19 protein-coding genes and 3 pseudogenes are annotated in these 20,915 nt (G+C 65.4%); 16 read left to right on the top strand and 6 right to left on the bottom strand.

What is annotated here, in order from left to right; genetic code table 11:
• The first annotated feature begins 102 nt into the window (after positions 1 to 102).
• The 10 genes and pseudogenes from ABEA07_RS08230 (at position 103) to ABEA07_RS08185 (ending at position 9,296) form a co-directional block, all read left to right on the top strand.
• A complete protein-coding gene (locus ABEA07_RS08230) occupies positions 103 to 1,260 on the top strand; it encodes an acyl-CoA dehydrogenase family protein (protein ID WP_345537099.1) in 1,158 nt (385 codons plus the stop codon).
• 46 nt (positions 1,261 to 1,306) lie between these two features.
• Positions 1,307 to 2,266 (top strand): Bug family tripartite tricarboxylate transporter substrate binding protein, encoded by a 960-nt coding sequence (locus tag ABEA07_RS08225; RefSeq protein ID WP_345537098.1) that lies wholly within the window; start codon positions 1,307 to 1,309, stop codon positions 2,264 to 2,266.
• A gap of 31 nt (positions 2,267 to 2,297) precedes the next feature.
• Positions 2,298 to 3,266, top strand: a complete 969-nt coding sequence (locus tag ABEA07_RS08220) for a Bug family tripartite tricarboxylate transporter substrate binding protein (RefSeq protein WP_345537097.1) — start codon at positions 2,298 to 2,300, stop codon at positions 3,264 to 3,266.
• 2 nt (positions 3,267 to 3,268) lie between these two features.
• Positions 3,269 to 5,356, top strand: a complete 2,088-nt coding sequence (locus ABEA07_RS08215) for an acetate--CoA ligase family protein (protein WP_345537096.1) — start codon at positions 3,269 to 3,271, stop codon at positions 5,354 to 5,356.
• A gap of 1 nt (position 5,357) precedes the next feature.
• Positions 5,358 to 6,230 carry an alpha/beta fold hydrolase gene (locus ABEA07_RS08210; RefSeq protein ID WP_345537095.1) on the top strand — a complete coding sequence of 291 codons (873 nt, stop codon included), beginning with the start codon at positions 5,358 to 5,360 and terminating at the stop codon, positions 6,228 to 6,230.
• A 53-nt stretch (positions 6,231 to 6,283) separates the two neighbouring features.
• Positions 6,284 to 6,725 (top strand): annotated as a pseudogene (locus ABEA07_RS08205) (electron transfer flavoprotein subunit beta/FixA family protein).
• Between the two features lie 14 nt (positions 6,726 to 6,739).
• A pseudogene (locus tag ABEA07_RS08200) lies at positions 6,740 to 7,129 on the top strand (adenine nucleotide alpha hydrolase family protein); the annotation flags it as partial.
• Positions 7,130 to 7,194: 65 nt separating this feature from the next.
• Positions 7,195 to 7,503 carry a Clp protease/crotonase-like domain-containing protein gene (locus tag ABEA07_RS08195; RefSeq protein ID WP_345537092.1) on the top strand — a complete coding sequence of 103 codons (309 nt, stop codon included), beginning with the start codon at positions 7,195 to 7,197 and terminating at the stop codon, positions 7,501 to 7,503.
• Positions 7,504 to 7,536: 33 nt separating this feature from the next.
• A complete protein-coding gene (locus tag ABEA07_RS08190; protein ID WP_345537091.1) occupies positions 7,537 to 8,514 on the top strand; it encodes an NAD(P)-dependent oxidoreductase in 978 nt (325 codons plus the stop codon).
• On the top strand, positions 8,511 to 9,296 hold the full coding sequence (locus ABEA07_RS08185) for a class II aldolase/adducin family protein (RefSeq protein WP_345537090.1): 786 nt from the start codon (positions 8,511 to 8,513) through the stop codon (positions 9,294 to 9,296). Before ABEA07_RS08190 ends, ABEA07_RS08185 begins: the two co-directional genes overlap by 4 nt.
• Before the next feature lie 144 nt (positions 9,297 to 9,440).
• Here the strand turns inward: ABEA07_RS08185 and ABEA07_RS08180 are convergent, their stop codons facing one another.
• The gene (locus tag ABEA07_RS08180; protein WP_345537089.1) at positions 9,441 to 10,340 is read right to left on the bottom strand and encodes a LysR substrate-binding domain-containing protein; all 900 of its coding nucleotides are present in this window, start codon (positions 10,338 to 10,340) and stop codon (positions 9,441 to 9,443) included.
• A 76-nt stretch (positions 10,341 to 10,416) separates the two neighbouring features.
• Between ABEA07_RS08180 and ABEA07_RS08175 the strand changes: the two genes are divergently transcribed.
• The 4 genes and pseudogenes from ABEA07_RS08175 (at position 10,417) to ABEA07_RS08160 (ending at position 13,314) form a co-directional block, all read left to right on the top strand.
• Positions 10,417 to 10,701: a tripartite tricarboxylate transporter substrate-binding protein gene (locus tag ABEA07_RS08175; RefSeq protein ID WP_345537087.1), complete on the top strand. Its 285-nt coding sequence runs from the start codon at positions 10,417 to 10,419 to the stop codon at positions 10,699 to 10,701.
• Positions 10,698 to 11,672, top strand: a pseudogene (locus ABEA07_RS08170) (acetyl-CoA C-acyltransferase); the annotation flags it as partial. The gene ABEA07_RS08175 and the pseudogene ABEA07_RS08170, both read left to right, overlap by 4 nt.
• 71 nt (positions 11,673 to 11,743) lie before the next feature.
• Positions 11,744 to 11,908: a hypothetical protein gene (locus ABEA07_RS08165; RefSeq protein WP_345537086.1), complete on the top strand. Its 165-nt coding sequence runs from the start codon at positions 11,744 to 11,746 to the stop codon at positions 11,906 to 11,908.
• A gap of 56 nt (positions 11,909 to 11,964) precedes the next feature.
• A complete protein-coding gene (locus tag ABEA07_RS08160) occupies positions 11,965 to 13,314 on the top strand; it encodes a M16 family metallopeptidase (RefSeq protein ID WP_345537085.1) in 1,350 nt (449 codons plus the stop codon).
• An 82-nt stretch (positions 13,315 to 13,396) separates the two neighbouring features.
• Here the strand turns inward: ABEA07_RS08160 and ABEA07_RS08155 are convergent, their stop codons facing one another.
• A complete protein-coding gene (locus ABEA07_RS08155) occupies positions 13,397 to 14,338 on the bottom strand; it encodes a D-2-hydroxyacid dehydrogenase family protein (RefSeq protein ID WP_345537084.1) in 942 nt (313 codons plus the stop codon).
• A 218-nt stretch (positions 14,339 to 14,556) separates the two neighbouring features.
• Here ABEA07_RS08155 and ABEA07_RS08150 point away from each other — a divergent pair, with 218 nt between their 5' ends.
• On the top strand, positions 14,557 to 14,925 hold the full coding sequence (locus tag ABEA07_RS08150) for a hypothetical protein (protein ID WP_345537082.1): 369 nt from the start codon (positions 14,557 to 14,559) through the stop codon (positions 14,923 to 14,925).
• A gap of 33 nt (positions 14,926 to 14,958) precedes the next feature.
• Here the strand turns inward: ABEA07_RS08150 and ligD are convergent, their stop codons facing one another.
• The 3 genes from ligD to ku are packed head-to-tail and all read right to left on the bottom strand — an operon-like array spanning position 14,959 to position 19,250.
• A complete protein-coding gene (ligD, locus tag ABEA07_RS08145; protein ID WP_345537081.1) occupies positions 14,959 to 17,484 on the bottom strand; it encodes a DNA ligase D in 2,526 nt (841 codons plus the stop codon).
• A 6-nt stretch (positions 17,485 to 17,490) separates the two neighbouring features.
• The gene (locus ABEA07_RS08140; RefSeq protein ID WP_345537080.1) at positions 17,491 to 18,351 is read right to left on the bottom strand and encodes a tetratricopeptide repeat protein; all 861 of its coding nucleotides are present in this window, start codon (positions 18,349 to 18,351) and stop codon (positions 17,491 to 17,493) included.
• A complete protein-coding gene (ku, locus tag ABEA07_RS08135) occupies positions 18,348 to 19,250 on the bottom strand; it encodes a non-homologous end joining protein Ku (RefSeq protein WP_345537079.1) in 903 nt (300 codons plus the stop codon). Before ku ends, ABEA07_RS08140 begins: the two co-directional genes overlap by 4 nt.
• A 176-nt stretch (positions 19,251 to 19,426) precedes the next feature.
• Here ku and ydiK point away from each other — a divergent pair, with 176 nt between their 5' ends.
• Entirely contained in the window at positions 19,427 to 20,506 is a 1,080-nt protein-coding gene (gene ydiK, locus ABEA07_RS08130) for an AI-2E family transporter YdiK (RefSeq protein ID WP_345537078.1), read from the top strand.
• A 70-nt stretch (positions 20,507 to 20,576) separates the two neighbouring features.
• On the opposite strand, the gene ABEA07_RS08125 is transcribed toward ydiK, so the two are convergent.
• Positions 20,577 to 20,882 (bottom strand): hypothetical protein, encoded by a 306-nt coding sequence (locus ABEA07_RS08125; protein ID WP_345537076.1) that lies wholly within the window; start codon positions 20,880 to 20,882, stop codon positions 20,577 to 20,579.
• Positions 20,883 to 20,915 lie beyond the last annotated feature (33 nt).

Genomic DNA, 20,915 nt, shown 5'->3' with positions numbered 1-20,915 from the left:
TTGCGACATACCAAATAGTCATTCCTGGAGACCCAATCTGAAGTTCTCGTCTGGACGGAAAAGCAAGACCATTCATGCCAGTCCACCCCACGAAAAAGACGTATGAACTTCGAACTGAGTGAAGAGCACCAGGCGTTTGCCGATTCGGTGAGCCGATTCGCGAAAGACAAGCTCGCCGCAGGCGCATTGGAGCGTGCACACTCCGGGGAATACCCCTGGGAGGTGGCCAAGCTCCTGGCGGCGCAAGGTCTTCTCGGCATTGCATTCCCGGAAGAAGACGGCGGACAGGGCGGCACGCTCATGCACGCCGTGCTGGCGATACAGCAGATTGCACTGGTGTGCCCAAAGAGTGCCGACATCGTGCAGGCTGGCAACTTCGGGCCTATCCGCACGTTCGTCGAGTACGCGACGCCCGAACAGAAAGACCGATTCCTGCCAGACCTGCTGGGGGGCCGCAAGCTGATCTCCCTTGGCATGACCGAACCTGACGCAGGTTCGGCCGTGACGGAATTGAAGACCAGCGCGCGCCAGGACGGGGATCACTACCTCATCAACGGCAGCAAGATCTTCTCGACCCACAGCCCCGAGGCAGAACTCTTCCTCGTCTACGTTCGCTTCGGTCCCGGTCTGGACGGAATCGGTTCCGTGCTCGTCGAGCGTGGGACCCCCGGATTCACCGTTGGCAAGCCCGCCAGCTTCATGAACGGTGAACAGTGGTCGCAGTTGTACTTCGAAGACGCACGCATTCCTGCGAGGAATGTCCTCCTCGGCCCGGGGGGGTTTAAGAAGCAGATCTCCGGCTTCAACGTCGAGCGCCTTGGCAACGCTTCGCGCTCGCTGGCGCTGGGTCGCCATGCCTTCAACATCGCCAAGGAGCACGCGATGACCCGCAAGCAGTTCGACCGCGAACTCTGCGAGTTCCAGGGGCTGCAGTGGAAGTTCGCTGACATGTGGATGAAGCTGGAACAGGCGCAACTGCTGCTCTATCGCGCTGCGTTGGAGGGCGAGCATGGACTCCCCTCGGCGCAGAGCACTGCCATGGCCAAGTTGGCGTGCAACGAAGCTGGCTGGTTCGTCGCAAACGAATCGCTTCAAGTCATGGGGGGAATGGGCTTCAGTCAGGAGGCCATCGTCGAGTACTGCGTGCGCCGGATTCGCGGTTGGATGATCGCCGGCGGGTCCATTGAGATGCTGAAGAACCGGATCGCCGAGGGCGTCTTCGGTCGGTCCTTCTCTCAGCGCCCGCCGAAGGCTGCCTAACTCCGCAACGATCAAAACCATCAGGAGAAATCTCATGAAGTTATCAGTGAAGCTCGTCCTCACGACGTTCGCGGTCATGCCCGCGATGGCATTCGCCCAAGCAGGTTCGGACTACCCCTCGAAGCCTGTGAAGATCCTCGTGGGCTACCAGGCTGGCGGCCCGACCGATCTAACCGCACGTGTAATCGCCAGCAAGCTGCAGACGGCCCTGGGGCAGGCCTTTGTAGTGGATAACAAGCCCGGTGCGGGTTCGAACATCGCTTCCGAGGCAGCGGCGGCCAGCCCGGCTGACGGGTACACCTTGCTTGTCGCCGCTTCGCAGATGACGTGGAACAGCGGCCTGTACAAGACCGTCAAGTACGACCCGATCCGCAGCTTCGTGCCGATCAGCAAGATCATGAGTTCCCCAGCAGTCCTGGTGGTCAATCCCAAATTGCCGTTCAAGACCGTGCCGGATCTTGTTGCCTTTGCGAAGCGGGAGCCCAACAAGCTGAGCTTCGCATCCTCGGGCAATGGAACGGTCCCTCACCTCAGCGGCGAGCTCTTCAAGGCCGCCGCGGGTGTGCAGATGACACATATCCCGTACAAGGGCGCCGGGCCAGCCCTGAACGACCTCCTGGGCGCAAACGTGGACATGTCATTCCTTACCGCGCTGTCGGCGCTGCAATTCGTCAAGGATGGCAAGCTGCGCGCCCTTGCGGTGGTCTCCAATGAACGTCTGCCTCAACTCCCCGATGTGCCGACGCTCAAGGAGGCGGGCGTCACAGGAGTGGACCTCGAATCATGGAATGGGCTCTTCGCGCCTGCGGGCACGCCGCCGGCCATTGTTCAGAAGCTGAGCGATGCGGTGGTCAAGATCATGAAAGAGCCTGACGTGAAGAAAGTGTTCGAAGAGCAGGCTGCCAAGCCGATCGGCAACAAGGCCGGTGAATTTGCTGCCGAGCTTCAAACCGAAGTTCAACGCAACAACGCGTTCATCAAGTCGGCCAACCTGAAGGTGGACTGAGCGCAGCCACGCAATCGAAACGGAGACACATGTGAACACCGCAACCAAACTGCTTTGCGTGGGTGCTGCGCTCGTAGGCTCATACACCTGCGCGCTTGCCGAAGGCTATCCAAGCCAGCCTATCAAGATCATCGTCGGATACCAACCCGGCGGACCTACCGACCTCACCGCGCGGCTGATCGCGGCCAAGATGCAGACGTCGATGGGCCAGCCGGTCCTTGTCGAGAACAAGGTTGGCGCCGGCTCCAACATCGCCTCTGAGTTCGTGGCTGCGTCGAAGCCGGACGGCTACACGCTGCTGCTGGCGGCTGCGCCCATCACCTGGAACCCCCTGGTCTACAAGAACGTCCGGTACGACGTCCTGAAAGGCTTCGAACCGGTCGCCAACGTCATGACGGCGCCGGAAGTCCTGGCAGTGTCCACGAAGCTTCCGGCGAAGGACCTGAAGGAACTGGTCGCGCTCGCCAGGAAGCAGCCGGGCAAGCTTTCATACAGCTCCAGCGGCGCCGGCGGCTCGCCTCATCTGGCCGCCGAATTGCTCAAGCAGCGAGCTGGCATCGACATCGTGCATGTGCCTTACAAGGGCGCATCTGGTGCGTTGAACGACCTGATCGCTGGTCATGTGGACATGTCCTTCATGACCTCCATGTCCGCAATTCCCCATCTGAAATCGGGCAACCCGAGGGCCATTGCGATTGCATCGGAGAAGCGCCTGCCGCAGCTGCCCGATGTTCCGACGGTCGCGGAGATGGGCTATCCCGGCTTCGAAGCCGAATCCTGGAACGGGTTGTTCGCGCCGGCAAAGACCCCGCCGGAAATCGTCGCGAAGCTGAACGCCGAGGTGAACAAGGCCCTGCAAGACCCCGAAGTGCGCGACAAGCTCACTTCGCAAGGAGCAGTTGTCGTGGGTGGAACTTCCCAGAGTTTCCGCTCGTACCTGGTCAAGGAAGTGGAGCGCTGGGGAGGCCTCCTGAAGACCGTCAAAGTGAGCCTGGATTGAACATGGAAACCAAGACTTCGACCCGGGGTGGTGATCTGCACGCTGCTCTTTTCAACCCGCGTAGCGTGGCACTGGTGGGTGCTTCCGACGACGCGACGAAGACGGCGGGCAGGCCACAGCAGTACCTTTCCCGGGCGCAGTTCAGCGGGGCGGTCTATCCGATCAATCCGAACCGAGCGACGGTCCAGGGTCACAAGGCCTATCCCTCGCTTTCTGACTTGCCGGAAGTGCCCGAACACGTCTTCGTGTTGTCGCCGACCTCGAGTGTCCTGCCGGTCGTAGAGGAATGCGGCAGGCTCGGAGTCAAGGTGGTCACCATTCTTGCGAGCGGCTTTTCGGAGTCCGGCAAGGAGGGGGCTGCGCTCGAAGCCAAAGTGCGCGATGCCGCCCGGCGCGGTGGCGTGCGTCTTGTCGGTCCCAGCAGCATCGGCGTGGTCAATCCTCGCAACGGCCTGGTCCTGACCGCCAACGCTGCCTTCGCAGACCCCAACCTCCCGAAGGGCGGCCTCCTCGTGGCATCCCACAGCGGGAGCATGATCGGAGCGCTCGTGTCGCGCGGTATCGCGCGAGGTGTCGGCTTCGCCGGACTGGTGTCGGTCGGCAGCGAGACCGAACTGAGCCTCGGGGAAATCTGCGCGGCTTCCCTCGACGACGATGGAATTGACGGCTATCTGCTTTTCCTCGAGTCCCTGCACCATGGCGACACGATCAAGCAGTTCGCCGCCGAAGCAGCCCGTCGCGGCAAACCGGTGCTCGCCTACAAGCTTGGTCGCTCCGACGCAGCCGCGGAAATGGCGGCCACGCACACGGGTGCACTGGCAGGTGAAGACGACATCGCGGACGCACTGCTAAAGGATTGCGGCGTGGCTCGCGTCGGCGTGCTGGATGCACTGCTGGAGGCAGCGCCTCTCGCGCGGCGAATTCCCTTGCGCAAGTGGAAGAGGGCGCCACGCGTCGGCGTCGTGACCACGACGGGAGGCGGCGCCGCGATGGCGGTGGATCAACTGGGCATCCGCGATGTCACGGTCCAGGCGCCTTCGCCGGAAACGCTGCAGCGCTTGCGTGAAAAGGGCATCCATGTTTCGCCGGGTCGTGTCGTGGATCTGACCCTCGCCGGCGTCAAGTACGAAGTCATGAAAGCCGCATTGGACGTGTTGCTAGAAGCGCCGGAGTTTGATCTGGTGCTTGCGACGATCGGCTCCTCGGCGCGGTTCCAGCCGCAACTGGCGGTCAAGCCGATCGTCGACAGCAGCCACCATACAACGCCACTGGCCGCCATGATGGTCCCCGACGCGCCGGAGGCGCTGGCGGCACTGACTGCTGCAGGCGTACCGTGCTTTCGCGGACCGGAAGCGTGTGCCGACGCGATCGCGTCCGTCTTCGCACGTCGCATTCCTGGCACTTTGACGCTGCCGGCGCAGCCCGCCGGCTCGGCATCGTCTTTGAGTGAAGCAGCCGCCTATGCGGTGCTCGACGAGCTTGGCGTTCCGCATGCTCCGGCGGTCACTGCCCCGTTGAGCGGATCGGCACCTGCATTGCCATTCGACTTCCCTGTCGTCGCAAAAGTGTGCTCCGCCCAGATTCAACACAAGACAGAAGTGGGCGGTGTGGTGCTGGGCATCAAGAGCACCGATGAACTCCGGCAGGCGATGATCACGCTGCGGACGAATCTTCGTACCCGTGCGCCGGGTGTGGCGTGTGACGAGTTCCTTGTCCAGCCGATGCGCAAGGGCCTGACGGAGGTGCTTGTTGGCTACAAGATCGATGTCGCCGCGGGTCCCATCGTCATGTTGGCTGCGGGCGGCATCTGGGCCGAGATCACTCGAGACCGCAGCATTCGCCTGGCACCCGTATCGGTGGAAACCGCCAGGGAGATGATCTCCGAGGTGAAAGCCCTGAAGACGGTCAGCGGACTTCGCGGCAAGGAACGCGGCGATCTGGAAGCCTTGGCGCGTGCGGTGTCATCGCTCTCCCAACTGGCACTGCGTCCCGAACTCGGGATCCATGAAGCGGAAGTGAACCCGCTGATGGTGATGCCGGAGGGGCAGGGCGTGATGGCGGTGGACGCGCTGGTCCTTCAGGGGAAGTGAAATGCACCCTCCGCACACGGTCGAGCGCCACGCTGAAGCAGCCGAGATCATCTTTCGCATGGAATCAAGCGGTTGTGTGCGGGACGTGGACTGCGGCGGTAGCGTTGTCCGATGGCGTATCTTCGGATCGGGATCGCCTCTTGTACTGCTGCACGGCGGTCACGGGAGCTGGCTCCACTGGGTGCGGAATGTCTCGGGGCTGGCAACGCGGCATCGCGTCCTCGTTCCCGACATGCCAGGCTTCAATGACTCCGAAGACCTTCGTTCATCACCGCGGAGTTCCGACCCTCTGGCAGACGTGGTAGCTGCCTTGCGCTGCGGCATCGCGTCACTGATCGGTCCGGACACGCCGATTGATCTCGTCGGCTTCTCCTTCGGCGGCCTCGTCGCTACGCGATGGGCATCGGAGATGCCGATCGTTCGTCGACTTGCCCTCATCGGCCCTGCTGGCCACGGTAGGGCGAGACGCCAACTCACGCCCCTTGAGGACTGGCGAGCCGCGGACAGCCCCTCTGCGCGTCGTGAAGCCCTGCGACAGAACCTATACAGCTTCATGCTGCATTCGCGAGATGGCGACGACGAACTCGCGCTGACCGTCCACGAACGATCGTGCGTGCGCACTCGATTCCGAAGCAAGGCGCTATCTCGTGCGGGCGGATTGACGGGACTTCTGGACCGCATCGATGTGCCAGTGTTGACGCTGTGGGGCGAAAACGATGTGACTGCCCATCCCGAATCCGTTGCCGAACTCCTGCGAAACGGCCGCTCGGACCGTGAGTGGTGCCTGATCTCAGGCGCCGGCCACTGGGTGCAGTACGAGAGCGCCGATCGGGTCAACGAGCTTCTGCTCAGCTGGTTCAAGCCTGAGATCTGAAGCTGATCTGCCACAGGCAACAACCTATTCCATGACTACCGAGTGAGACTGCAATGAACATCCTGGTCCCCGTCAAACGGGTCGTCGACTACAACGTGAAGGTGCGCGTGAAGAGCGACGGCACCGGAGTGGACATTGCCAACGTCGGCTGATCTGCCCCAGGCCACCTTCGCCAGCAAGGTTGAAGTCGCTGGCGACAAGGTGAGCGTCACCCGTGAAGTGGATGGCGGCCTGGAAACCCTGTCCCTCTCGCTTCCCGCCGTCATCACCAGCGACCTGCGCCTCAATGAGCCGCGCTACGTGACGCTGCCCAACATCATGAAGGCCAAGAAGAAGCAGCTGGACACGGTGAGCCCGGCGGATCTAGGCGTCGATGTCGCTCCGCGCCTGAAGACCCTGAAGGTTGCGGAGCCGCCTAAGCGCGGTGCCGGCATCAAGGTGCCCGATGTGGCCACGCTGGTGGACAAGCTCAAGAACGAAGCCAGGGTGATCTGAGGAGGAAGACTGTCATGACCGTACTTGTTATTGCCGAACACGACCACGCCACGCTCAAGCCGGCGACCCTGAACACGGTGACCGCTGCAGCAGCTTGCCAAAGTGGCGATGTGCACGTCCTGGTGGCTGGTGCCAATGCCGTTGAAGCCGCCAAGGCCGCAGCGCAAGTCGCGGGCGTTGCCAAGGTGATCGTGGCCGACAGCCCGAGCCTGGCTGAGAACCTCGCCGAGAACGTCGCGGCCCAAGTCCTCGGGATCGCCAAGAAATACAGTCACATCCTGTTCCCGGCGACCGCCGACGGCAAGAACGTGGCTCCCCGCGTAGCGGCCAAGCTCGATGTCGCCCATATCAGCGACAAGGTGATCGTCGCGATCAACAAGGACGAAGAGGCCCCGATCTTCTCGGTGGCCGACTACGGCCTCGTGGCCGACCTCTTGACGGCCGTGCCGGAACTCGTGGAGATGCTCTGATGATCGGCCAGGCTAACCCTTCAAAAGTCTCGACCGCACGTCATGGCGATGTGCTCGCAATTGTCATCAACAATCCTCCCATCAACGAGGGCTCCATTGAAGTCAGGCGAGGGCTCCTGGAGGCGGTCCAGCAACTCGATGGTGACGCGACGCTCGTCGCGGGCGTGATCGTGGGCGCGGGCGAGACGTTCATCGCGGGCTCCGACCTGCGGGAGTTCGGCATGCCGCTGGAGGACCCTCAACTCAAGTGGCTACGCAAGCTGAGCGGCCCTGGTTTCAAGCTCGGCGATTCGACCTTCCTCGCGTGAAACCTCGCAACTCTCATTCACAAGACCTAAGAAATGAATATGGAAACCATCCTTGTCACTGGCGCCGACCTGGCTCCCCCGGCTCTCAAGCTCTTGAGCAACTTTGAGCTGATCTTTGCGGGCAAGGCGCCCACCGAGGACGACGTGATTGCACTGTGCAAGAGGCACAATCCCATCGGCGTCATCGTTCGTTATGGCAAGTTTGCACGCGCGGCGATGGAGGCCGCACCGGCGTTGCGTGTGATTTCTCGCCATGGCGCAGGGGTGGATGTCATTGACCTCGACGCTGCCCGGGCCTTGGGCATCGATGTTCGCGCCGCCGTGGGAGTGAATGCGGCCGCCGTTGCAGAGCACGCGGCAGCACTTCTTCTTGCAAGTGCCAAGTCGACCGTCAAGCTCGATGAACGGATGCGTGAGGGCCATTGGGACAAATCGACGCACAAGAGCCAGGAACTCGGGGGCAAGACAGTCGGACTTGTCGGGTTGGGTGCGATTGGCCGCAGGTTTGCCCGTATTGCCGACGCAATGGACATGAAGGTCATCGGCTTTGACCCGGGCGCGCGCGATCTCCCGGACTACGTTGAAAAAGTTTCACTGGGCGACATTTGGACGCGGTCGGACGTCATTTCCCTGCACTGCCCGTTGACCGATTCGAATCGCATGATGATCAATGCCGACGTGCTCGCCAAATGCAAGCGCGGCGTGATGCTCGTCAATACCGCCCGCGGTGGTCTCGTCGATGAGGATGCGCTGCTCGACGCACTGCGCTCGGGTCAAGTGTTTGCTGCGGGTCTCGACAGCTTTGCGCAAGAGCCCCTGGCCGCCGATCACCCGTTCCTCAAGGAGGCAAACGTGGTCCTCAGCCCCCACGTAGGCGGTGTCTCGGTCGAAACGTATGTGAACTTGGGTCTCACCGCCGCAAACAATCTCCTGAGCATGCTTGCAACCGCACGTCAGCAGTTCCAGTCCTCGATACCCCAAACGAAACGCAGAACGAAAGGCTCTTCATGACCGACCAAACCCGTCTCAAGCTTCCTTCTCTGAAGGGCGCCGTCGCTCCCGAAGAATGGAAAGCTCGCGTTGACCTCGCGGCGTGCTATCGACTTTTCGAGATCTACGGCTTGTCCGACCTGACAGCGAACCATATCTCGGCCAGAGTACCCGGGGAGAACGCGTTCCTGATCAATCCGTATGGAATGCTGTACGACGAAATCACGGCATCGAGCCTGATCAAGGTCGACGAGTGTGGCGAAGTGCTGTACAGCCCTGACTTCGGGGACCTCGGGTACGGGATCAATCGCGCTGGCTACGTCATCCATAGCGCCATCCATGCGGCGCGCGAGGACGTCGCCTGCGTCGCCCACACGCATACCGTGGCGGGCATGGCGGTTTCGTCGCTGGCTGAAGGGATCTTGCCCTTGAATCAGACGGCAATGCGTTTCGCAACGGCGGCCTATCATGGCTTCGAGGGCATCGTCCTCGACGGGAAGGAAAAAGAGTCGCTGTTGCGTGACATGGGACAGGAGACCCATCTGGTTCTGCGCAACCACGGCCTCCTGGTGGCAACCGGCACTGTCGCCGAAGCCTTCAACGCCATGCACCGCTTTGAACAGGTATGCCGCGCCCAATTGGCCGCGTTGGCATGCGGCAGAGAGATGACGATGGTGCCCGCCGACATCGTCGAGAGCACGCGGCGCAACTACCTCCCCGGCACCCGCCGTCCCTTCGGCGTCATGGAGTGGCCGGCCATGCTGCGCAAGCTCAATCGCATCGACCCTAGCTACGCTGACTAGCACGCCCGGACGGCTTTCAGCTCCCGCCTCGAACGCCGATCGCCCCACCCTCGCCAATGTGGGGGCGTAAGCGCCCCAACAAGCGGGTTGAGTCAACCCGATCCCGAGCGGATTGCATTCTCGCTGGCCGGTGCGGGATCTGGTTCAGTCGACGACCTTGGCGGCCTCGGCCAAAAGCCAGCCCCGAAACACCTCGACCCGTCTCGAAAATCGCTGGCTTGCAGGCCGGACGAGGTAATGGGCCTTCTCGCGCCGCAGCGGTTGGTTGAAGGGTCGGATCAGCGTCCCTTTCTCGAACTCGGCTTGCAACATGGCCGACTGTCCAATCGCCATGCCCAGTCCATCCAGCGCGGCCTGCCAGGTGAGCACCGATGTGCTGAAGCTCATTCTCTCGGCGGAAACGGCGGCCTGCGTCTTACCGGTGGCCGAGAGCCAGTCGTCCCAGTCTGTGCGCCGATAGTGTGAAACGAGGAGTCGCTTCCCGAGAAGGACGTCCTTGGTTGCGCCGCGCGGAAGACTCTTCAGGTACTGGGGCGAGCAGACGGGTTCGATCTCGTCGGGAAATAGCAGATCCAGCTGAACCCGCGGCCAGTGACCGTCCCCAAACTGGATGGCAAGGTCGACAGCATCCCGGTCGAAATCGACGTCGGGGACCGCGTTGCTCACCAGGACCTCGATGTCCGGATACCTTGCATGAAAGTCAGGGAGCCGGGGAATGAGCCACTTGGCGGTGAAGGTGGTGTACGTGCGCACGCGCAGGACGCCATGCGAGGTGTCGCGCAAGACCTTCTCCGTCGCGGTGGCGATCTCGTCGAATGCCGGCATCACCCGCTTGGCGTAGTTGGCTCCGGCGCGCGTCAAGGTGACGCCGTGACGCTCTCGACGAAGCAACTCGATACCGAGGTAGGACTCCAGAGCGGCAATCTGCCTGCTCACCGCGGATTGAGACACATGAAGCTCCTGAGCCGCTGCGGTCAGGTTCTCGAGGCGCGCCACCACGACGAAGACGCGCAGCGGATTCAGAGGAGGGTATCTACGGCTCATTGAGCAGTCACTCTTTAGGGATGCGTTTCTAGCATGCCTCACGCCTCATTGAGAAGTCGATGTCACCACACGGCTTGTGACCGCAGAGATGGCGAAGACGCTGGTTCAGCCCTTCGTGGTCGACAACCGCGCGGGTGCAGGTGGCGTGATTGGTCACGCGGCTGGCGCTCGTGCTCAGCCCAATGGGTACACCTTGACGGCGACGGCCAATGGGAGTTTCGTCGTGACGCCGAAACTGCAGCCGGGGAAGCGCCCATTCGAATCGTCAGACGTACCGTGGGATCAGCTACGACGCTCGCCCGATGACCCCAATGACCAGTCTCAGGACCGGATTTCAGCTTCAAAGCAGTACTGTGAATGACCAAAGAAGCCTTCATCTGGGACGCCATCCGCACGCCCTTCGGCCGCTACGGCGGCTCGCTGTCGAGCGTGCGCGCCGACGACCTCGCCGCGGTGCCCATCCGGGCGCTCATGGAGCGCAACAACAAGAACGTGGACTGGCAAGCCGTTGCCGACGTGCTCTACGGCTGCGCCAGCCAGGCCGGCGAAGACAACCGCAACGTCGCGCGCATGGCCGGCTTGCTGGCTGGACTGCCGATCGAAGTGGGCGGCGGCACCATCAACCGACTCTGCGGCTCGGGCTTCGATGCGGTCGGCAGCGCAGCGCGTGCCATCGAGGCGGGCGAAGCCGGCCTGATGATCGCCGGCGGTGTCGAAAGCATGAGCCGCGCGCCCTTCGTGATGCCCAAGGCCGAAAGCGCCTTCAGCCGCAACAACGCGGTGTACGACACCACCATCGGCTGGCGCTTCGTCAACAAGCTGATGAAGGCGCAGTACGGTGTCGACTCGATGCCCGAAACGGCCGACAACGTCGCGACCGATTACAAGATCGAGCGCGAGGCGCAGGACCGCATGGCGCTGGCTTCGCAGCAGCGCGCGGTTGCCGCGCAGAAGTCCGGCTTCTTCGATGCCGAGATCGTGCCCGCGAGCGTCGCTCAGAAGAAGGGCGATCCGATCATCGTCTCCAAGGACGAGCATCCGCGGGACACCAGCCTCGAGGCGCTCGCCAAGCTCGAGGGCGTGGTGCGCCCCGACGGCACCGTGACCGCGGGCAACGCCAGCGGCGTGAACGACGGCGCCTGCGCGCTGCTGCTCGCCGATGAAGCGACCGCCGCGAAGAACGGCCTCACGCCGCGCGCCCGCGTGGTCGGCATGGCGACCGCCGGCGTCGCGCCGCGCATCATGGGCATCGGCCCCGCGCCCGCTACGCAGAAGGTGCTCGCGCTGACGGGACTCAAGCTCGACCAGATCGACGCAATCGAACTCGGCCAGCGCAATGGGATCGCAAGGCCTTCGCTCTCGAATTGGCCGAGGCGCGCAAAGCCATGCGGATGAGCGCACCCATGATGGAAGGAGTGCGCCGCCATGCCAGGTACTGCATGGTCTACGTCGACGCCCGCGTGCTCGTGCCTCTGTTTCAGTATGCGGCCCACAGTGCGGCCGCCGCCACCGTGTACTTGAGGGAGAAGGCGAAGCTCGTCGCCGCAGCGTGCATTCCGGCGAGCTAGCCTTCGCATCAGGCGCCGCCGCGCACCCAGGCCGCAGGCACCGCGACAATGCGTCCATGACGCGAGCCAAGAGATTTTCTGCAGACATCGGCGGCAACGCCTTGCATTCCATCCACCTTCACACGCTGGCGAACGGCGTCAGACTGCTCGCCATCCCCATGCCCCACGTTCAGAGCGCCAGCGTGGGCGTGTTCCTGCAAGTCGGCTCGCGCGACGAAACGCCGGGCACGAACGGCATCGGGCATGTCCTGGAGCACATGGCGTTCAAGGGGACCACCACCCGCTCCGTGCAGGCCATCAACCTCGATGCGGAGCGGCTGGGCGCCGATGTCAACGCGTTCACCGGCAAGGACAGCACCGGCTACTTCATGACCGGCCTGGGCCGCCACGCGGAGCAGTTGCTGCGCATGACGGCGGACATCGTCCTGAACAGCACGTTCCCCGATACTGAATTGCAGCGCGAGCTGGAAGTGATTCGCCAGGAGGCGACCGAGTACGAGGAAGATCCGGAGGATGCCTGCAGCGACCTGCTCGACCGCGCCATCTGGGGCGACCACCCGATGGGCATGCCGGTGATCGGCACCGTCGGGAACATCGAAGGCTTCACACGGCAGGACCTGGTCCGCCACGTTCAATCCCACTACGTCGCGGAGAAGACCGTGGTCGCCGCGGCCGGCAACTTCGACGTCGAAGCCTGGGTGGCGCTGGCGGACGAGCTCTTTGCCGCGATGCCCCGGTCGGCCGCGCCACCCGTGCCGCTGTCGCAAGCGCCCGCGAAGTATGTCGGTCATGCCATGGCCCGACGCTTCTCGCAGGTGTCGCAGGTGTTCCTCAACATCGCCTACCCGATGGCGCCTGCGCGGCAGGAAGAGATGTCGCAGCGGCGCTGGCGCGTGACGGCAGCGCTGGCGTCCAACTTGTTCGGAGGCGGGATGTCGTCACCCTGGGTCGACAGGGTCCGGGAGCAGCTCGGCCTGGCCTACACCGCCGAGTCCACGATCGACAGCGGAGACGCGTGGGCCAACTTGGTGGTGCATGCGGTCACGACGCCGGACCAGCTCGAGGCACTGGCGACCGAGACGGGCGGCCTGCTGCGTGCGCAGGCCAGGTCCATCGATCCCGTGCATCTGGAGCGGGCCAGGAACCAGCTGACCGTGTCGCGCGTGCGCGCCGCAGAGCGCACCTACGCGACGATGGAGCAGGCGGTGGAAGAGCTCTTCGCCAACGGCACCGTGACTCCGATTTCCGAAGCGATCGCCATGATCGACGACATCCGCGCCGAAGAGGTGCAGGCGGTTTTCGGGAGGATGCTGGGCCACGCCCCGGCCCTCGCGATCACCGGCAAGGGCGCCAGCGCGCGAGCGGCGCGGCAGTTGGCTGCGTCACTGGCGGCCGGCGTTGGTTAGGCGGAGCCTGCCCACGGAGGCAGGTCTGGCAGGGACCAGACGCTGATCGCTTGGAGGCGACGCACACGATCGCGCGTCCCGATCAACCGTGCTCAGCCGCCCAGGCCAGGACGTTCTTGACGGTGTCGCCGTAGAAGGTCCGATACAGGCTTTCTGTCACGTAACCCACATGGGGCGTGGCCAGGACATTCGGGAGCGTGCGGAAAGGATGATCCGCGGGCAAGGGCTCCTGGTCGTACACATCGAGGGCGGCGCCGGCCAGTTCGCCGCGTCGCAATGCGGCGACCAGGGCCGATTCGTTCACGATGGGGCCGCGAGAGGTGTTCACCAGCCGTGCGCTGCGCTTCATCAGTGCCAGCTCGCTTTCTCCGACCAGGCCCTCGGTGCGGCTGCTGAGCAGCACGTGGACCGTGAGGATGTCGGCGGTACGGAACAGTTCTTCCTTGTCGACATGGCGCACCCCCGACTCGGCCGCCTTCTCCACGGTGAGGTTCTGGCTCCATGCGATGACGTGCATGCCGAAGGCGGCGCCGACGGCGGCCACCTGGCGTCCGATGCGGCCCAGGCCCAGGACCCCGAGGGTCTGGCCCGCCAGGTCGCCGCCGAGCTTCGTCTGCCAGCCGCCCGCGCGCATGCTGGCCGCGTCGTCCGCGAGGTGCCGCACGCTGCCCAGGATCAGCGCCCAGGTCATCTCGGCGGCAGGCTGGGACGCGTACCCGGTCGCCATCACGCTGATGCCCCGCTCCTCGGCGGCTCGGCGGTCGATGGACCGGTTGACGGGGCCGGTCGAGGCGATCATGCGCAAGCGCGGAAGGCGTTCGATGACCGACCTGGGCAAGGGCGTGCGCTCGCGCATCACGCAGACGACGTCGAAAGGCAGCAGTCGCTCGACCACGCGGTCCTCGTCGGGTTCGTGGTCGTGGAAGACGTGCAGCTCGGCGAACTTCTCCACCTCGGACCAGTCCGCCATGGACCGGGCCACGCGCTGGTAGTCGTCCAGGATCGCGATCTTCAATGGGCTCATCGTCGAACTCTCCGTGCAAATGCCGCCGGAAGCGCCCGCCGGACATCGGCAGGCCGCTCCTCGCCCATGATGCCCTACCGCCGGCCGAGCCGCCCCTCCGGCCGCAGGCGCTCGCCTCGGTCACGGGGCGAGCAGGCTGGCCGCCTGGCCTGGCCGCCCGACAGAGTTGCCACCAGCGGAAGCGGGGCGTATCGTGGGCGCATTGGAAGGAGCGTCTCATGCCTCCAACACGAAGCACCGCCCGCGGCATGACGCACGGCACGCGCGTCATGTTGCAGGGCCCGACGATCTACGCCGAGGCCTTGGCCCCGCCCTCGCATGCCCAGCAGTGCGAGCTGGCCGTGCAGGCCATCTGGCATGTGCTGGACGAGCACAATCTCCTCGATGAGCAGGTGCGGGCCGATCTCGCCGCGATGCTCGAGCCGCTGGCCGCGCCGGCCTTCGGGGACCGGCCGCAGCGCCTGATCAAGATCCTGCGCCACCCGAACCCGATTGATCCCTCGCACCTGTACTGGCTCACGCGCCGGCTGCTGACACTGGTGCCGGAGCTGCAGGCCGCGGCGATCACGAGCAAGGAGCTCATGTAAGGCGTGGCGGCGATCGGGCCCGGGCCCTGAACTTCAGGCCTTGAAGCCCAGCCGCTTCATCGCGCCCGCCAGCCCCTGCGCTGCTTTCGCGTAGCCCTTCCAGGGCTCGTTGCCCTTGTCGAGCCGCGTGTGGATGTTCTGCACGGTCCACTGCGCCCCGCTCGTCAGGCTCTGCACCTCGCCCCAGGAGACCGGCACCGAGACGCCCAGCCCCGGCCGCGCGCGCGCGGACCAGGCGCAGATGGTGGTGGCGCCGAAGCCGTTGCGCAGGTAGTCGATGAAGATGCGGCCCACGCGGTTGCGCGGTCCGCTCTTGGCCACGAACATCTTCGGCAGGGTGCGCGCCAGGTGCTGCACGATGGCCTCGGAGAAGTCCTTCACCGGGTCCCAGCCGTAGTGCTTGCGCAGCGGCACCACCACGTGCAGGCCCTTGCCGCCGCTGGTCTTGCAGAAGCTCTCCAGCCCCAGCTCGCCCAGGAACACGCGCACGACCTCGGCGGCCTGCTGCATGGCGGACCACGGGACTCCCTCGCCCGGGTCGAGGTCGAAGGTCATGCGGTCGGGCTTGGCGGTGGCGGTCTTCACCGCGTTCCAGGTGTGGAATTCGATGACGTTCATCTGCGCGGCCGACACCAGGCCCTCCGGGGTCGCGACCTCGATCATCGGCTCGTGGCCAGGCCAGATGGCGGGGTCGAGCTGGCGCACGCCTTCCATGCCGCCCTTCTCCAGGTGCTTCTGGAAGAAGAGTTCGCCGTCGACGCCGTTGGGCGCCCGCACGAAGGAGACGGGGCGGCCCCGCAGGTGCTCCATCATCAGCGGTGCGATCAGGCCGTAGAAGCGCACCAGCTCGATCTTGGTGACGCCGCTCTTGGGGTCGATCACGCGTTCGGGGTTGGTCACCTTGAGCTTCGCGGGCAGGGTGTGTGCCACGGGAGGAGGGGCCACGGCCTCGGGAAGGTGGACGGCCTTCTCGCGCACGACGGCCTTGGCCGGCTTGTCGCTGCGCAAGGCGTGGAAGACGCCGTGGCGGATGTGGCCGCCCGCCGTCCACTCCGAATAGGCGACCTCGGCCACGAGTTGCGGCTTGACCCAGCGGGCGTGGCGTTCGTCCTCGGTCCTGTCCTTGAAGGGCCGCTGGTCGATGCCGATCTTCTGCAGCTGCTTGTGGATGTCGAGCAACATGCGATCGTCGAAGCCGGTGCCGACCTTGCCGGCATATACCAGCTCGCCGTTCGCATCGTGTACGCCCAGCAGCAGCGCGCCGATGCCTACGCGCGAGCCCTTGGGATCGGTGTAGCCGCCGATGACGAACTCCTGCCGGCGGTTGCACTTGAGCTTGATCCAGTCGCCCGTGCGGCGCGAGGCATAGCCGCTCTGCTTGCGCTTGCCGATGATGCCTTCCAGGCCCATCTGGCAGGCCGATGCCAGCATGTCGCGCGGCTGTGCGTCGAAGGACTCGCTCAGGCGGATGCCGGCGGGCGCCTCGGCGAGCAGCGTGCGCAGCTGCTCGCGCCGCTCGAGCAGCGGCACGGCGCGCAGGTCGTGGCCGTCGTAGTACGGCAGGTCGAAGAGGAAGTACTCGATGTCCTGCGTGCGGCTGCTGTCGAACGCGTTCTGCAGGGCCTGGAAGTCCGTCTTGCCGCCTTCTTTCAGAACGACGATTTCGCCATCGAGCCAGCAGGGCTTGAGCTTCATGCGCGCGATGGCCTTCACCAGGTGCGGCATGCGGCTGCTCCAGTCGTGGCCGTTGCGGGTGATGAGGCGCACGCCCTCGGCGTCGACGCGCGCCAGCATGCGGTAGCCGTCGAACTTGATCTCGTAGACCCAGTCGCCCGGCTGGCCCGGAGGCGCGTCGACCAGGGTGGCGAGGGGCGGCGCGAGCTTGTGCGGCAGCTCGGCGCGGACGGCGCCCTCGGGCATGCCGCGCGCATGGCCTCGGGCGGCCCGGCGCGCCGGCGCGGACGCGGGCGCGGGGCCGGGGGCGGCTTCGGGCTCGGGCATGGGCAGCGCGGCCACGCTGTCGGGAAACTCGTCCACCACGCTGAACTCGGCGGAGGGCCGCTCGTAGCCGTCGCGCTCCTTGATGAGCAGCCAGGTGTTGTCCTTGCCGTCCTTGCTCTTGATGCGCACCAGCACCCACCGGCCGTGCAGCTTGTGGCCGTGCAGCTCGAACTTGAGGTCGCCCTTGCGGTAGCCCTCGTGCGGGTCGCCGACCGGTGTCCAGGTGCCCTTGTCCCAGATCTGGACCTTGCCGGCGCCGTACTGCTTCGGCGGGATGGTGCCCTCGAAGCTGTTGTACGAGATGGGGTGGTCCTCGACGTGGACGGCCATGCGCCGCATGTGGCGGTCGTAGCTGGGGCCCTTGGGGACGGCCCAGCTCTTCATGGCGCCGTCGAGCTCCAGCCGCAGGTCGTAGTGCAGGCGGCTGGCCCAGTGTTTCTGCACGACGAACTGGCGCGCCTGCTCGTTCTGCCGGCCGCCCTCGGCGGGTTCGGGCGTGACGGCGAAGTTTCGCTTGGCCTTGTATCTCTGCAGCGGGTCGGCGGTGGTGCGGGCCATGGATCTTCAGTTGCGCGGCTGCAGCCGCCGGTAGGCGCTGAAGTGCCGGATCGCCAGCTGCTTCTGGCCCGACTGGGCGTAGAGCAGCGCGGCGTTCTGGTGCGCGTCGGCGAAGTCTGGCTGCAGGCGCAGGCACTGTTCGTAGGCGGCGAGCGCATCCGAGACGCGGCCAATGTCCTCCAGCGCCACGGCGCGGTTGTAGTGGATGAGGGGGTCGTCGGGGCAGTGCTCGACGCCCTCGTCGTACAGCGCCACGGCCTCGCCGCTGCGGCCGGCCTCGCACAGCATGAAGCCGAGGTTCAGGTAGGCATGGGCATGGGCCGGCTCCTGCGCGAGGATGCGGCGGTAGGCCTGCTCGGCGGCCGCGGGGTCGGAGGACTCCAGCGCTTCGGCCGCCTCGAACAGCTCGTCGACGTCGTGGGACGGCGAGGCCTCGGTTTCCGCCGGCCGCTGGGCGATGAAGGTGACGCTGCCGGTGGCCGGGGCGACGCTGAAGTCCATCACCAGCTGGCCGGTGTCCGGCTCCCACTGGGCATGCTCCTCGCGCACGATGATGCGGTCGCCCACCGCGGTGATGCGCAGGCCGTTGACGGGCGCCTCCGGGGGCAGCGTTTCACGCAGGCGACGCAAGGTGCGCAGGATCTGGCGGGTGGGGATGCGCGCCGCGCGCAGGTCGTGCGCGGAGCGCAGCAGCACCACGTCGCGGAAGGAGAAGCGCCAGGCCCGGCCCGGCCCGCGGGAGGGATCGACGAAGCCGAGTTCGATCAGCTTGGAAACGGCATGGCGCGTGAGGCCCAGCATTTGCCGGACCACGCGCAGGGTGTAGGGATGGGTGTGCTCGAGCGGGGCGTCGTCGTTGTTCGTCACTTCTTCATGCGCGCGCGTGCCGGCGCAGGCTCGGCCTCCTTGGCGGCCCGCGGCGCACGCTTCGCGCCCTTGCTTTGCACGGCTGCAGGCTGCCTGGCGCCCGGCTTGGCCGCGGGCTTGGCCGTGCGGCCGAGGCTGGCGCGCAGCATCTCGGTGAGGTCGATGACCTGGGCGCCCGGGGCATCTTCGGGGTGCTCGACGGCCACCACTTCCTCGCCGGCGATCTTCGCATCGATGGCGGCGAGGATGCGCTTCTTCTCTTCGTCCTCGAACAGCGTGGGGTCGTATTCGTCGGCCGAGATCTGGTCGATGAGCTGCAGGGCGAGCTTGAGCTCGGCGGCCGAGGGCGGCGGGAGCTGCTCGATGTCCAGGTCCTTCTGCGAACGCACCTCGTCGGCGAAAAGCAACTGCTGCAGCACCAGGCCGTCGTCATTCGCGCGCACTTGCACGACGTACTGCTTGGACTTCCAGGCCCAGCGGGCCAGTGCGCAGCGCCCGCTTTCCTGCATGGCGGCCTTGAGCAGGTTGTAGGGCTTGCCGCCGCGCTTGTCGGGGGCGAGGAAGTAGGCCTTGTCGAAGTAGATCGGGTCCACCGCCTTCTCCGGAATGAAGGAGACGATGTCGATCAGGTGGCTGCCGCCCTCCTCCAGCGCCTTGAGCTCCTCGGGCGCGAAGATGACGTAGCGGTCCTTCTCGAACTCGTAGCCCTTGACCATCTCGCTGCGTGGCACGACGGACTGGTCCTTTTCGGAGATGTACTGCTGCTTCACGCGCGAGCCGTCCTTGGACAGCAGGTTGAAGCGCACGGCCGACGAACTCTCCGTGGCCGAATACAGCTTCACGGGAATCGAGACCAGGCCGAAGCCGAGCGACAGCGAGGCGATGGAACGGGCAGCCATGGGGGTCCTCTGGCGAACGCGGAAAAAACAGCATGCCAGTTTTTCGTGAATGTGAGAATAGGACACAATCTCCGCCCCCCGCTCGCTCGTACCGCCGCTGCACCCGGCTCAGGGCCTCCCCGCTGCGCGGCACTTCGCGCACACTGCGCTCATTCCACCGCAGTCCAGGCGCAGCCATGTCCCTCCCCCACTCCGATCTCGCCAAGACCACTTTCGGCGTCCTGACCCTGGTCCTGCTGATCGGATCCTCGCTGTGGATCCTGCGGCCCTTCCTGGGCGCAACCATCTGGGCTGCGATGGTGGTGGTGGCGACCTGGCCGGCCTTTCTGTGGATCCAGGCCCGGCTATGGCGGCGCCGCTGGCTGGCTGTGCTGGCGATGGTGCTGATCCTGCTCCTGCTGTTCGTGCTGCCGCTGACACTGGCGATCTCGACCATCGCGGCGAATGCGGAAGAGGTGGTGGCCTGGGTGCGCTCGCTGATCAGCAAGGGGCCGCCGAAGCTGCCCGACTGGGTCGCGGGCCTGCCACTGGTGGGCTCGCGCATCGCCGCGGCCTGGACCGACCTGGTGGCCTCGGGCGTGGCGGGACTGGAAGAAAAACTCACGCCCTATGCACGGCAGGTCACGACCTGGCTGTTCGCGCAGGCCGGCGTACTGGGCGCGCTGACGCTGCAGTTCCTGCTGACGGTGGTGATCGCCGGGATGATGTACGCGGGTGGCGAATCCGCGGCGGCGGTGGTGCGGCGCTTCGGCTTCAAGCTGGGGGGCCAGCGCGGCGAGGACGCGGTGATCCTGGCCGGCAAGGCGATCCGCGGCGTGGCGCTGGGGGTGGGCGTGACGGCCTTCGTTCAGGCGGTGACGGGCGGCATCGGCCTGGCGATCGCGGGCGTGCCCTTCGCGGCGCTGCTCACGGCCGTGATGTTCATGCTGTGCATCGTGCAGGTGGGGCCGACGCTGGTGCTGGCGCCTGCAACGATCTGGGTGTTCTGGAACGGTTCGACCGGCTGGGGCGTGTTCCTGCTGGTCTGGACCATCATCGTGGGGACGATGGACAACTTCCTGCGCCCCTTCCTGATCCGCCGCGGCGCCGACCTGCCGCTGGCGCTGATCTTCGCGGGCGTGATCGGCGGGCTGCTGGGCTTCGGCCTGGTGGGAATCTTCGTCGGGCCGGTGATGCTGGCGGTGTCTTACACGCTGATCGATGCGTGGTTGAGGGATGCGGAGCCGCTGGCGGCACCGGAAGTCACGCGGCAATAGGCACGGCGAACAGGCAGGACGGACCGCCACGACGCGGGTACCACACGGCGGGGGCGTGCCCCGCAGCGTCTCAAGCGCTGCGCCGTGCGGCGCGGCCCACGTAGCTCATGCGGGCCTCGTGCGCGAGGCCATGGCGCACGAGGTCGCGGGCCTCGTCGTCTGCAAACTCGAGCAGCGCGTCGGGAATCTCGTCCTCTTCGAGTGCGAAGAGGATCTCGATCGCCTCCTGCTGGGCCTCGGAGAAGGTACCGGCCTTCGCGAGGTGGTCGAACCTGGCGGCGGTTTCCTTGGGCGCCAGTTCGCGGCACTCGAGCAGTTCGAGCACGCACTCGATCTGCGAGGGCGTCAGGGGTGCGGGTGCGGTGTACGGCTTCATGACATCCTTCCTTTTCATTCGGGGGCTCAGGAG

The organism is Variovorax defluvii, assembly GCF_039541515.1.
Lineage (GTDB): Bacteria > Pseudomonadota > Gammaproteobacteria > Burkholderiales > Burkholderiaceae_C > Variovorax > Variovorax defluvii.
The sequence above is the reverse complement of the archived record's forward strand: the minus strand, read 5'-3'. Positions and strand labels throughout refer to the sequence as shown.